Annotated in this window: 11 protein-coding genes; 6 read left to right on the forward strand and 5 right to left on the reverse strand. The window is 44.4% G+C overall.

Annotated features, from left to right (window positions below; genetic code table 11):
* Positions 1-46 precede the first annotated feature (46 nt).
* The 3 genes from R7R78_RS17315 to gyrA form a co-directional block, all read right to left on the reverse strand.
* Positions 47-601, reverse strand: a complete 555-nt coding sequence (locus R7R78_RS17315; RefSeq protein ID WP_225474048.1) for a hypothetical protein — start codon at positions 599-601, stop codon at positions 47-49.
* A gap of 42 nt (positions 602-643) precedes the next feature.
* Entirely contained in the window at positions 644-1,267 is a 624-nt protein-coding gene (locus R7R78_RS17320; protein WP_225474049.1) for a tetratricopeptide repeat protein, read from the reverse strand.
* Between the two features lie 123 nt (positions 1,268-1,390).
* Positions 1,391-4,111, reverse strand: a complete 2,721-nt coding sequence (gene gyrA, locus R7R78_RS17325) for a DNA topoisomerase (ATP-hydrolyzing) subunit A (protein WP_225474050.1) — start codon at positions 4,109-4,111, stop codon at positions 1,391-1,393.
* 475 nt (positions 4,112-4,586) lie between these two features.
* Between gyrA and ubiG the strand changes: the two genes are divergently transcribed.
* From ubiG to yfaE, 4 genes are all read left to right on the forward strand, one after another.
* Positions 4,587-5,294, forward strand: a complete 708-nt coding sequence (ubiG, locus tag R7R78_RS17330) for a bifunctional 2-polyprenyl-6-hydroxyphenol methylase/3-demethylubiquinol 3-O-methyltransferase UbiG (RefSeq protein ID WP_005376820.1) — start codon at positions 4,587-4,589, stop codon at positions 5,292-5,294.
* Positions 5,295-5,795: 501 nt separating this feature from the next.
* A complete protein-coding gene (gene nrdA, locus R7R78_RS17335) occupies positions 5,796-8,078 on the forward strand; it encodes a class 1a ribonucleoside-diphosphate reductase subunit alpha (protein ID WP_005376819.1) in 2,283 nt (760 codons plus the stop codon).
* Between the two features lie 83 nt (positions 8,079-8,161).
* Positions 8,162-9,295: a class Ia ribonucleoside-diphosphate reductase subunit beta gene (nrdB, locus tag R7R78_RS17340; RefSeq protein WP_005376818.1), complete on the forward strand. Its 1,134-nt coding sequence runs from the start codon at positions 8,162-8,164 to the stop codon at positions 9,293-9,295.
* Complete coding sequence (yfaE, locus tag R7R78_RS17345) at positions 9,295-9,576, forward strand: class I ribonucleotide reductase maintenance protein YfaE (RefSeq protein WP_005376817.1); 282 nt, start codon at positions 9,295-9,297, stop codon at positions 9,574-9,576. The genes nrdB and yfaE overlap by 1 nt, the downstream gene beginning before the upstream one ends.
* 96 nt (positions 9,577-9,672) lie before the next feature.
* Here the strand turns inward: yfaE and R7R78_RS17350 are convergent, their stop codons facing one another.
* Complete coding sequence (locus R7R78_RS17350; RefSeq protein ID WP_225474051.1) at positions 9,673-10,905, reverse strand: CinA family nicotinamide mononucleotide deamidase-related protein; 1,233 nt, start codon at positions 10,903-10,905, stop codon at positions 9,673-9,675.
* A gap of 191 nt (positions 10,906-11,096) precedes the next feature.
* On the opposite strand from R7R78_RS17350, the gene R7R78_RS17355 reads away from it, so the two are divergent.
* Complete coding sequence (locus R7R78_RS17355) at positions 11,097-11,999, forward strand: DUF3943 domain-containing protein (protein ID WP_033905662.1); 903 nt, start codon at positions 11,097-11,099, stop codon at positions 11,997-11,999.
* A 221-nt stretch (positions 12,000-12,220) separates the two neighbouring features.
* A complete protein-coding gene (locus R7R78_RS17360) occupies positions 12,221-12,733 on the forward strand; it encodes a glycine cleavage system protein R (protein WP_005376814.1) in 513 nt (170 codons plus the stop codon).
* 77 nt (positions 12,734-12,810) lie between these two features.
* Here R7R78_RS17360 and nspC read toward each other — a convergent pair whose 3' ends face one another.
* Complete coding sequence (gene nspC / locus R7R78_RS17365) at positions 12,811-13,944, reverse strand: carboxynorspermidine decarboxylase (RefSeq protein WP_213906759.1); 1,134 nt, start codon at positions 13,942-13,944, stop codon at positions 12,811-12,813.
* Positions 13,945-14,015 lie beyond the last annotated feature (71 nt).

A 14,015-nucleotide genomic window follows, 5' to 3' on the forward strand; every position in this document is an offset into this window, starting at 1 on the left:
TTTATCTCTTCATCCTGATTCTATCGAGAGACAAAAATCGAATGTACTAGCGACGAGGAAGCCTAGGTCTAGGTTGAATATTTGGACGTGCTTTAGGTATCTGCACATTTGGACGAGCAACTGGACGCTGGATCTTCGTTTCCGGCAGTGCTTTTCTTTGTTGAACCTTTTCTTTCACCGCCTTGCCTTGTAAAGTCGCTGGTTCAATATGCTCCGGACGATTCTCCCATTGGGTTCGAATCTCTTGCTTTTGCTCGTCAGGCAGTGATTGCCAATGATCGTCAAGTTGGCGTTTCATGTTATCGATATTGGCGGACATATCGTCGTCTTTCCAATCTTCGACTTTGTCTTTGATGGATTGCTGTTGGTCTTCATCTAAACCATTCCACCACTCTTCCAGTTTCTCTTTGTATTCATCGTCGTTATCGCAACAGCCCGGATAGTAATAAATCCAGTAGTCGTCATGATCGCACCACCACGGGTCGTAGTAACCCGATGAATAATAAACCGTAGAGGAAGAGCCAGAATGATCGGAAGAGCTACAACCCGCCAGCACAGAGCCGCACAGCAAAACCAATATGCTTAGTGCTTTATTTTTCATTCGTTGCCCACCTTTCCCTCTATTGCTTGTTAAATTGTACGCTTACAACAGCTCTTTTGCTTTGTTAATAGAGTTAATGATTTGCACCCTATCTAAATTTGGATCATTAGAATCTAATAATAGTACCCAGGCATCAATCGCTTCCTGAAATCGGAATGACAGAAAATGATCATTTGCGATCAAAGACAAAGCGGCTTCATTGTGCGGTTCTATCTGCAAAGCTTGCTCCAGAAGCAGGCTGACTTCTTGCGTCATAGATTGTTGGTGGATGTAGTATAAAGTGGTCGCCTTTGCGGCAAGTTGCGTGGCACTGACAGGTTCAGTCAGTTGGATCGCGTAATCAAAACAAATCAACGCTCCGTCAAATTCCCCCTCTAGCAGGTAGCCCTGCCCGAGTTGGAACCACAATTCAGCGTTGTTTGGATCCTCTCGTAGCTGGTCCTGAATCTCTTGCATGATGTCACGAGCAGTCATCATACGTGACATTTCCGCTTGTATTGGTTTAGGCGGTGTTTGATGCAGCAATAAGAAACTGGCACTCGTCACGACAAGTACTAACAGGCAAAAACCAAACCATTGGGCAGGTTTAGCTTTTGATGCACTCAGTGATAAGAGTACGATGAACAACCCCATCAGAGTGATGGCAGCGAAAAACCAAACAGACATAACACGTCCTGTAAACAAAGATAACGTCAGTGTACGCATTTCTTACTTTAAATGCGTTGACACAGATACAAAAAAGCCGAGCAACTGAGGCTCGGCTTTTCATATCAGGATAACGATGTAAGATTACTCTTCGTTACCTTCCTCTGCATCATCAGCAGCTGGAGCTTCTGAAGCGTCTTGCTGCGTACTTTCGCCTGTTGACTCTAACGCTTCTGCATCTTCATCAGCAGGCAGCTCTTCATCATCAACTTCTTCAATACGTTGCAAACCAACAACTGATTCATCTTCCGCAGTACGGATAAGCGTTACGCCTTGTGTGTTACGACCAACCTGGCTAACTTCACCCACACGAGTACGTACTAACGTGCCAGCGTCGGTGATCATCATCATTTCATCACCTTCAACAACCTGGATAGCACCAACTACCGGGCCATTTCGCTCAGAAACTTTGATAGAAACTACACCTTGAGTGCCACGACCTTTTGTCGGGTACTCGCTAAGTGCTGTTCGTTTACCATAACCGTTTTCTGTAACCGTTAGGATGTCGCCTTCGTGCGAAGGAACAATAAGTGATACAACTTGGTCATTTTCAGCCAATTTCATACCACGAACACCAGAGGCGGTACGACCCATAGGACGAACACCTTTAAACTTAATCTCTGGCTGACCATTCTCATCAAGAACTGGTTTACCATTTTCATCAAGTACTGGAATCTCTTCTGCTTCTTTAAAGCGAACCACTTTACCCGCTTTAGAGAACAGCATGATTTCGTTTTCGCCGTTAGTGATATCCACACCGATTAACGAATCGTCTTCACGTAGGTTCACAGCGATTAGGCCGTTTGAACGTACGTTTGCAAACTGGTTCAACGGCGTTTTCTTAACCGTACCGTCACCTGTTGCCATGAAGATGAATTTGTCTTCAGAGAATTCATCAACACGTAGAATCGCGGTAATGCGCTCACCTTCTTCTAATGGAAGGATGTTCACAATTGGCTTACCACGCGCAGTACGGCTCGCTAGAGGCAATTGGTAAACTTTCAGGCGGTATGTCTTACCACGAGTAGAGAAACACAAGATGTTATCGTGGGTATTCGCCACTAGAAGACGCTCGATATGGTCTTCATCTTTCATCTTAGTCGCACTCTTACCTTTACCACCACGGCGCTGTGACTCGTAGTCGCTCAGTACTTGGTACTTAACGTAACCACCGTGAGATAGAGTAACCACAACGTCTTCACGTGCGATCAGCTCTTCCATGTCAATATCATGGCTCGCAGCTGTGATTTCTGTACGACGAGCGTCACCAAAGCCGTCACGAACCGCTTCAAGTTCTTCACGGATCACTTCCATCAAACGCTCAGTGCTCGCAAGGATATGCATGAGTTCAGCGATTTCTTCTAGAAGTGTTTTGTATTCGCCAAGAATCTTCTCGTGTTCTAGACCTGTTAGTTTATGTAAACGTAGATCTAGGATAGCTTGTGCTTGTTGCTCAGTCAGGAAGTACTGACCATCACGAATACCATATTCAGGCTCTAGCCATTCAGGGCGCGCAGCATCTGTACCAGCACGCTCTAGCATTGCTGAAACGTTGCCTAAATCCCAACCACGAGCGATAAGACCCGCTTTTGCTTCAGCCGGTGTAGGTGCCTTACGGATAAGCTCAATGATTTCATCAATGTTAGCAAGCGCTAGAGCTAAACCTTCAAGGATATGAGCACGTTCACGCGCTTTACGCAGTTCGAAGATAGTACGACGTGTCACAACTTCACGACGGTGATCAACGAAGCACTTCAGCATATCTTTTAGGTTGAATAGCTGTGGCTGGCCATTGTTTAGGGCCACCATGTTGATACCGAAAGTGGTTTGCAGCTGAGTCTGAGCGTAAAGGTTGTTTAGAACTACTTCGCCCACAGCATCGCGCTTACACTCAATAACAATGCGCATACCGTCTTTATCTGACTCGTCGCGCAGTGCACTGATGCCTTCTACTTTCTTATCTTTAACTAGCTCAGCGATCTTTTCGATCAAGCGAGCTTTGTTCACCTGGTAAGGAATTTCAGTGACGATAATGGTCTCTTTACCATTCTTCTCCACTTCGATGTCCGCTTTCGAACGCATGTAGATTTTGCCGCGACCTGTTTTGTACGCGTCTACAATGCCTTTACGACCGCTGATAAGCGCCGCCGTTGGGAAATCAGGACCAGGAATGTAATCCATTAGTTCATCAATAGTGATTTCTTCATTATTGATGTATGCAAGACAGCCATCAATCACTTCGCCAAGGTTATGAGGCGGGATGTTGGTTGCCATACCTACTGCGATACCAGAAGCACCGTTAACCAATAGGTTTGGAATTTTAGTTGGAAGAACCGCTGGGATCTGCTCAGTACCGTCGTAGTTTGGTACGTAGTCTACGGTTTCTTTGTCTAGGTCAGCCAATAGTTCATGGGCAATTTTTGCCATTCGAACTTCGGTGTAACGCATTGCCGCAGCAGAGTCGCCATCGATCGAGCCAAAGTTACCTTGACCATCGACCAGCATGTAACGAAGCGAGAACGGCTGAGCCATACGTACGATTGTGTCGTACACAGCACTATCACCGTGTGGGTGATATTTACCGATTACGTCGCCGACAACACGGGCTGATTTTTTATATGGTTTGTTCCAATCGTTGCCTAGTACGTTCATCGCGAATAAAACGCGGCGGTGTACTGGTTTTAGGCCATCACGCACATCTGGAAGAGCACGACCCACGATGACTGACATCGCATAGTCTAGGTATGAACCTCTAAGCTCATCTTCAATGTTTACGGGCGTGATCTCTTTAGCTAAATCGCTCATAGAGCCATTATCCCTCTATTATCTGATCGTAATTACGATACGTGTAAGGTGCAAAAATATAACACACAATTCATCACTTCGGCATCACTTTCCCTCTCCTTTTATCAGGTTGTGAGCTTGGTTATGAATCAAATGTCGAGAATTTGCACACTCATCCCATATCTTTCTGATTAGTGGTTATATTTCGATCAATATTGAGCAAAATCGGACCCTTTACGCGGAAAAGCGAGGTAAATTCCTTTAACCACACAACGCGAAAATGCAGGTTTTAGAGTTATTGTCACTGGCACCAGTTCAAGGATGAAGCAAAAACAATAGTTAGCGCTTTACAAATTACAGGCACCTGTCTCGATTGCCGCGCCAGTGAACTCTGTCATTGTCCCTTAACTAAGCACATCGAGGTTGTTTGGGTGTAAAACGTTGGAGTATACTGGCGCCCTCTAAAGGACTCAGATTGAATGCAATAAAACCAATTATGACTAAAGCACAAAACGTCGACCCAAGTGAAATTAAGAAATTCGAGGACATGGCTTCTCGATGGTGGGATTTAGAAGGCGAGTTTAAGCCGCTTCATCAAATTAACCCACTTCGTTTGAACTATGTACTTGAAAAAGCAAATGGCTTGTTTGGCAAGCGCGCACTTGATGTCGGCTGTGGTGGTGGCATTCTTGCTGAAAGCATGGCAAAAGAAGGCGCTATTGTGACTGGGCTTGATATGGGTAAAGAACCATTAGAAGTCGCGCGACTACATGCATTAGAAACAGGCACTCAACTGACCTACATTCAGAGCACAATAGAAGACCACGCTATAGAAAACGCAGGAACTTACGATGTCGTGACTTGTATGGAGATGCTTGAACACGTTCCAGATCCTCTCTCCGTTATCCGCTCTTGTGCTGCGCTAGTCAAACCCGGTGGTCACGTGTTTTTCTCAACTTTGAACCGAAACATTAAGTCGTACTTATTTGCTATTGTCGGTGCTGAGAAGCTTCTTAAGATTGTTCCTGAAGGCACTCATGAGCACGATAAGTTTATCAAGCCAGCCGAAATGATGAAGATGATAGACCAAACTGACCTGACGGAAATGGGCATTACTGGGCTTCATTACAACCCTCTAAATGACAGCTACAAACTCGGTCGTAATGTAGATGTAAACTACATCGTTCATACTAAAAAATACTGAACACTATTAAGTTAAAAAATGAGTTTTGTGATTGACATTTTTTAAAGAAAATGAATCGGAAGCGGTAGCACAAAGTTGCCGCTTTTTTTGTCTTTTTATGGCTAAAATTCGTGCTCTAGATTCCATTTTGACCAAGCCATTTTTCGTAGATAAAAACGGCCAAAGATCAAGGAAAATATTTTTGCATGCGGTTATTTCTAAACCGATCTCGAAACCGTACTTTTAACCATTCAAGTCAGCCCTTTTCTCATCGGTTAGTGTTCACTTACTGTTTTTTTTCATTTTGTCAGTTATCCACAAGTCATCCCCGATCTGTACCTTGATAAATCAGTGTAATAGCACTATCTTGTAACCCGCAAACAAATGAACCCCTATATGTTGTGTTTAAGCGACAATATATAGATAGACTTTGATCACAAAGCCGCCGCAAGCTTTACTCATATTGCACATAAACAAACAAAAATACGGCTTTTATCAGTTTTCTTAGGGAAATAAAGCAGAATGAACCAACAACTTACCGTCACCAAGCGTGATGGCCGTAAAGAAAGTATCGATCTGGATAAAATCCACCGCGTTATCACTTGGGCTGCAGAAGGTCTAGATAATGTTTCGGTTTCTCAAGTAGAACTTCGCGCTCACATCCAGTTTTACGACGGCATCACAACGACAGATATTCACGAGACAATCATCAAGTCTGCGGCAGACCTGATCTCTGAAGAGACTCCGGATTACCAATACCTAGCTGCTCGCCTAGCGGTATTCCATCTGCGTAAAAAAGCGTATGGCCAATACGAGCCACCAACGCTTTATGATCACGTGTCTCGCCTCGTCGATATGGGTAAGTACGATCAACATATTCTAGAAGACTACACAAAAGCAGAACTCGACGAACTTGATGCGTACCTCGACCATAAACGCGACCTAAATTTCTCATACGCGGCAGTTAAGCAGCTAGAGGGTAAGTACTTCGTACAGAACCGTGTTACGGGCCAAATTTACGAAAGTGCTCAGTTCTTATACATCCTTGTAGCAGCGTGCTTATTTGCGAAATATCCAAAAGCGACACGTCTTGATTACATCAAACGTTTCTACGATGCGACATCGACATTTAAGATTTCTCTACCTACGCCAATTATGTCTGGCGTGCGTACCCCTACTCGCCAGTTCAGCTCATGTGTTCTGATCGAGTGTGGAGACAGTCTTGATTCTATTAACGCAACAGCAAGCTCAATTGTTCGTTACGTATCTCAGCGCGCTGGTATTGGTATCAACGCAGGTCGTATCCGTGCATTAGGCTCAGAGATTCGCGGTGGTGAAGCATTCCACACTGGTTGTATTCCGTTCTACAAGTACTTCCAAACAGCAGTAAAATGTTGTTCACAAGGTGGTGTACGTGGTGGCGCAGCTACTGTGTTCTACCCAATGTGGCACGGTGAAGCACGCTCACTAATGGTACTTAAGAACAACCGTGGTGTTGAAGAAAACCGTGTTCGTCACATGGACTACGGTGTTCAGTTAAACAAACTGATGTACCAACGTTTAGTTGAAGGCGGCAATATTACGCTATTCTCACCATCTGATGTACCTGGTCTGTACGACGCATTCTTCGAAAACCAAGAAGAGTTTGAGCGTCTATACGTGAAGTACGAGAACGATCCTTCAATCAAGAAAGAAACGGTTAAAGCGATTGAAATGTTCACTCTGCTAATGCAAGAGCGTGCATCAACGGGTCGTATCTACATCCAGAACGTGGACCATTGTAATACTCACAGCCCATTTGATTCTGAAGTCGCTCCAGTTCGTCAGTCGAACCTATGTTTAGAAATCGCACTGCCAACGAAACCATTAACTAACGTTGAAGATGACTCAGGCGAGATCGCACTGTGTACGCTTTCTGCATTCAACTTAGGTGCTATCAAGTCTCTAGATGATTTCGAAGAGCTATCCGATCTTGTTGTTCGTGCGTTAGATGCACTGCTTGATTACCAAGATTACCCTCTACCAGCGGCATACAAATCGACTATGAACCGTCGTACGCTAGGTGTTGGTGTGATTAACTTTGCTTACTACTTAGCGAAGAATGGCGTGAAATACTCTGACGGTAGCGCGAACGGCCTAACTCACCGTACGTTCGAAGCAATGCAGTACTACCTATTGAAAGCATCTGTAGCACTGGCGAAAGAACAAGGTAAGTGTCCTTCATTCGACGAGACGAACTACGCGAAAGGCTTACTGCCGATTGATACGTATAAGAAAGATATCGACCTAATTTGTGACGAAGCGCTGCACTACGACTGGGACAGCCTACGTAAAGAAATTATGGAGCACGGCCTACGTAACTCAACACTGACTGCGCTAATGCCTTCTGAGACTTCTTCTCAGATTTCAAACGCAACTAACGGTATTGAGCCACCACGTGGTTACGTTTCAGTAAAAGCTTCGAAAGACGGTATCCTGAAGCAAGTTGTACCAGAGTTCACAGAACTTAAAGACAGCTATGAACTGCTTTGGAATATCGGTTCGAACGACGGTTATCTACACCTTGTGGGTATTATGCAGAAGTTTGTTGACCAAGCTATCTCTGCTAATACTAACTACGACCCGTCACGTTACGAGACTGGCAAAGTTCCAATGAAGAAACTACTTCAAGACCTGCTAACAGCGTATAAGTTTGGTGTGAAAACGCTTTACTACCACAACACTCGTGATGGCGCGAAAGATGAACAGAAAGACGCTGTTCAACCACAAGATGACGATTGTGCTGGCGGCGGTTGTAAGATTTAATCTTCCCGTACCTAGCGAACCCGTAAAGACAGACTATCGATAACCTCCCCCTTACGGGGAGGTTTAAAAGGAATTGAGGCATTATGGCTTACAGTACTTTTAACCAAAAAAAGAATGACCAATTGAAGGAACCAATGTTCCTAGGTCAATCAGTAAACGTTGCACGTTACGACCAACAAAAGTTTGAGATTTTCGAAAAACTTATCGAGAAACAACTTTCTTTCTTCTGGCGTCCAGAAGAAGTAGACGTATCTAGCGACCGTATCGATTACAACAAACTGCCAGATCACGAGAAGCACATCTTCATCTCTAACTTGAAGTACCAAACGCTTCTTGACTCTATCCAAGGCCGCAGCCCTAACGTGGCACTGCTGCCGCTTGTGTCTCTGCCAGAACTAGAGACTTGGATTGAGACTTGGTCTTTCTCTGAAACGATTCACTCTCGTTCTTACACACACATTATTCGTAACATCGTGAACGACCCTGCGGTGGTGTTTGATGATATCGTTGAGAACGAGCACATTCTGAAGCGTGCAAAAGACATCGCGCACTACTACGACGATTTGATTCAAGCGACGAATGATTACCATCGCTACGGTGAAGGTGAGCATGTCCTTAACGGTGAAACGGTTAAGGTTAGTCTGTACGATCTTAAGAAGAAGCTGTACATCTGTCTGATGTCTGTTAACGCATTAGAAGCTATTCGTTTTTACGTCAGTTTCGCATGTTCTTTCGCTTTCGCAGAACGCGAACTAATGGAAGGTAACGCGAAAATCATCAAGCTGATCGCTCGTGACGAAGCACTTCACTTAAACGGCACGCAGCACATGATCAACCTGCTACGTAACGGTCAAGATGACTTCACTTTCATGCAAATCGCAGAAGAGGCAAAACAGGACTGTTTTGACCTATTCAAAGAAGCGGCTGAGCAAGAAAAAGAGTGGGCAGAGTATCTATTCAAAGATGGCTCTATGATCGGTCTAAACAAAGACATCCTAAGCCAATACGTTGAATACATCACAAATATTCGTATGCAAGCGGTAGGTCTACCAGCAGCGTATCCAGAAGCAACAACCAACCCAATTCCATGGATTAACGCTTGGTTGTCTTCAGATAACGTTCAAGTTGCGCCTCAAGAAGCAGAAATCTCTTCTTACCTTGTGGGTCAAATTGACAATGAAGTTCGCGCAGATGACTTCGAAGGATTCGAGCTGTAATGGCAACACTCAAAATCAACAAACTGATCAGCATTGAATCCAACCCTTCCAATACGATTTTGGAAACAATGGAGCAAGCTGGCCTATTACCAGAATACAACTGCCGTGATGGGCACTGCGGCGCCTGTCGCTGCAAATTGGAGTCTGGTGAAGTGGAGTATGTTGGTTTTGCCATGGCTTACACACAAAGTGATGAAATATTACCTTGTATCTGTAAAGCAAAATCAGATTTGTCACTTAGCGGCGTTAACTACGCGATGAAAGAAAAGCAGCGCGCATAACGTTGACTCGACGGTATAAAATGCAAAAGCCAAGGTAATCACCTTGGCTTTTTTGTCTCTGTTTTTTGTCTCTCAGACTACTGTAGAGAGCTTTGGTTATAAAGCACTGCTCGGGAGGTGCATCTCTTTAACTTTCTCTAAAAATGCATAATGCGCAAACATCGGTTTACGTTCTAGGTAGCGACGCAACAAGTCTAGAGCTGCCGTGCTGATCACTTTAACTTGATCACTGCGCTGATACTTTTTCGAGAGTTTATATAACGCTCCCCACTCGCCTGACGGTGTCGATAAAGCGACGGAAAAAACACCCTCTTCAATATGGCCAGTAACGAGTGATAAATCCGTCCCACACTTCTCTCGCGTAGCACCAGCCAGAGCAAACGTTTCTGCTAATGGATCTCCGCTGTTGGCCATCGCTTGAGTCAGGCTCGGTAGTATCCAACCATGCCCTAGTTGCTTTTCAGCGTTTTCATCGCCGTTTAGCCAGTACGTTAAGTATCCTCCGCTACTTTTTTCGGAGGTCGACACCGTTAGTCCTTTATCGACCAACAACTGGCCGACATTTTCAACCATAGGTAAGTCAATACTAACGGTATTACTCTCAAGGTGTTTATTAATTATCTGTACTAGTTTCAAACGCTGTTCAATCTGATCTGAAGGACCAAAAAGTTTCACTTCAATAAAAGGCAAGTAAGAGCGATACCCTAGCTCATAGCCTTGAGGAAGTTTTAGCTGATCTAGCTTATCTGAAATACCGGATTCAGATAGACCAAACGTGTAGATTCGACTACAACATGAACCTTGAACATCGGGAAACACTCTTCTCAGATCGGGAAGAATTTGCGTCTCTGCCATGAGCTTAAATTCACTTGGTACACCCGGTGTGAAATAAAAAATGGCATCATTAATCAGCATTTTGAAACCGCAAGCAGTGCCTATCGGGTTGTCCAATATCTCTGCCGCTTCTGGCAGCATTGCTTGCTTTAAATTACTGTCCGGCATAGGGATGCCACGTCGAGCATACAAACTTTCTAGATGCTGCAACCACTCTTTGAATAGCACCAGTTTACAATCGGCAGCTCTCGCGGCGGCGGCAGCACTCATGTCATCCGTTGTAGGGCCTAAACCACCATTAACAATAACCACATCGTTGTTAAAGCTGAGCATTAAAAACTCTTCAACCAAACTCGATAGGCTATCACCAACCGTTGAGCGCTTTGTTAAGCCAAATCCATGTTGATAAAACAGGCTAGACAACCATGCCGCATTAGTATCAACAATATCACCGTGGAGGACTTCCTCACCAGTACTAAGCATTGCTATTTTCACAACTGACTCCTGAACGTAAGCACAATCCTATTTTCGTTATAGCGCTTATTTTTCTTTTTATTTGGACAAATCTCGCCGAGGTTTGTTGGGACTAAATAAGGGTCAAGTGTTTAAATGATTGATGTTTTGAGGGATAATTACGAGCCCGAACATACACCATTAACTCGGAGACCTTTGTGTCAAAATCATCCATGTTCAAGACGACTCTAACAGGCCTTTGCTTGGCTTCGTCAGCGCTTGCGCAAGCAAGTCACTATGACCTAAGCCGTCATACAGAGTTTTCTTACACACCTGATTGCTTGTCAGGTTACTGCGAAACGACGACTCTGTACACCTTCGAGGCTCAAAATCGCGGTGTTATGTATGAACAGAATAATGATGATTCGCTAAACCTTGACGCAGGGCTTCAGCCTAAACATCTCATCATCCCTCAAGATAAAGACTGGGATTATCTGATGGGTCAAACCTACACCATTCTAGGTCTCAGTATCGCGACCGTAGGCATGATGACTTTTCTTCCAGAAAGTATCACCAAATGGGACGAAGAAGACCGGGACATGAGTAAGTTGGGGCAAAAGTGGAAAGATAATGTCTCTGACGGCCCCGTTTGGGATCGTGATGAACATGTCCTCAACTACATCATGCACCCATATTTTGGCGGCGTTTACTACACGGCAGCACGTCACGCTGGCTATAATGAATTTCAGTCGTTTTTGTACTCCGCAACTATGTCGACGTTCTTTTGGGAGTATGGCGTAGAGGCGTTCGCAGAAGTACCATCTTGGCAGGATATTTTTATCACACCGTTCTTTGGTGCTGTTGTTGGTGAAATGATGTTAACGGCTGAGCAAGACATTATTGCCAACGGCGGCGAAGTTATGGGCTCTGAAACCGCAGGTGATGTTTCGCTCTTCTTCTTAAACCCTGTTGGACATATTCATTATTGGGTAACTGATGCATGGGGCGGTAGTGCAGAACTACAATTCAATTCATCACCTTGGTTTGGAAATCAAGATGTTGCAAAATTCGCCATGGACGCAGGCGCAAACTACGACAGTCAATTTTATGGTGTCGAGTTAAAAGTAACCTTCTAATCCTAAGTTGATACTCGGTAAAAAGCAGCCTTACGATGGCTGCTTTTTTGTGCTCTGAACATTGTTTTAATTATTTGCATCACGAATTAGTGTTAAAAATTGACTTTCATCAAACATTACCTGCCCTTAGCACCTACACTAAATAAAAGGATTTATTCCAATAACTTAAGTAGCACGTTTATTCGTACTGCGTCCAAACCTTGATTCCAGGAGGGGACATTATGAACACCGTATTTATTGTTAATTTTGTCGGACAAGCGTCACCCGCCACGATTAAAGAGCTCGCTGCAATCACACACGAAAACGGCGGGAAATGGCTGATCAGCAAAGTAAACTTTATCGAAGACCAAGTTGCAGGTGTCATCAAAGTAGAGCTTCCAAGAGAAAATGCCGACATCGTTAAACAGGCGTTCTCTTCTTGTCAGACTCTTGTTGTTAGGTTCGTCGACTCTGAACCTCATTCATATCGTGAAGACACTATCTTCCAACTTCGTTTAGATGCCAACGATAGAGCGGGTATTGTGAATGAAATTACTCACGTTCTCGATAATCAAGGTATCTCAATTTTAGATATGGATTGTCAGCGTGTATTCATTGCTGGAGGCGGAGGGGTAAGCTCTAGCTTATTCAGCGCTAAAATGGCGATAAAACTACCTAGCGAGCTAGAAATTGAAGACATAGCCAATGAGTTAGAATCTCTGAGTGAAGACACTCGTGTAATTGTAGAAAGCTAACTGCATACCTTTAACGCTTCCCCAATAAAAAGAGCAGCAATTCAGCTGCTCTTTGTCGTTCTAATACTCAATACGTTTTATTTCACTGACCACTGAGACAGTGAACGTTTGAAATCAGAGTAGTCAAATTCATTCAGTTTTTGAATGTCACCATTCGAGCGTTCACAGTAGACCGACGGCATACGTAGACCGTTAAACCAGTTCAGTTTCACCATGGTGTAACCGGCACTATCTAGAATATGCAGACGCTGTCCTATCTCTAGAGGCTGTTCGAAGTTCGCCACGCAGAACTGGTCACCAGCCAAACAAGAGCACGAGCCGATCACATACTCATGTTCACCATTTTCAGATGCTTCAAGAATTGACGCTGGCTCATTGTAGATCAACGTATCTAAGCGGTGAGCTTCTGTGGCCGAATCGACAATCGCCGTCTTCTTTACGTTCTCTACAATATCAACCACTGTTACAACGAGATCAGTGGTCTTAGTAATTATCGCTTCACCCGGCTCTAAATACATTTGTACGCCGTGTTTCTCTGAGAACGCTTTAAGTGCTAACCCCAACTTCTCGATATCGTACCCCGGCCATGTGAAGAACACGCCGCCACCCATGCTTACCCAGTCCAGCTTATCTAGGTACTCGCCAAACTGAGCTGAAATAGCATCGAGTAAACCGATAAACGCATCCACGTCTTTGTTCTCACAGTTCATGTGGAACATTACGCCATCAATACCATCAAAAATTTCCGGTTTGATGTGATCAGCCTGAACACCAAGACGAGAGAATTGACGCGCTGGGTTTGCTAAGTCTTGCCCTGCATAGCTCACACCAGGGTTCAGGCGCAAGCCAATCGATGCTTTACCTTCGACAATATGACGATAAGCCGCTAGCTGTGACTGAGAGTTAAAGATCATCTTGTCAGAGATGTCCGCCACATCGCGAACGTCATCTTCGCTGTAACCCACGCTGTATGCGTGTGTCTCACCACCAAACGTTTCGTAGCCAAGCTTCACTTCAAACGGGCCAGAACTTGTTGTTCCGTCTAGGTAAGGCTTGATGATGTCGAATACACCCCATGTTGAGAAGCACTTCAGTGCTAATACAAGCTTCACACCAGAGATGTCTTTTAGCTGTTTTGCTTTCTCTAGGTTCTCAATCAGCTTGTCTTCATTGATCATGAAGTATGGCGTTTTTAGTTCGTTTTGTTGCATTTTGATACCTTACGTCCCTTCGCCTTAGCAAAGGCACTATAAAATCGAACAAAGCCGACGCAAGTGCATCG

The organism is Vibrio sp. 2134-1 (assembly GCF_033339495.1).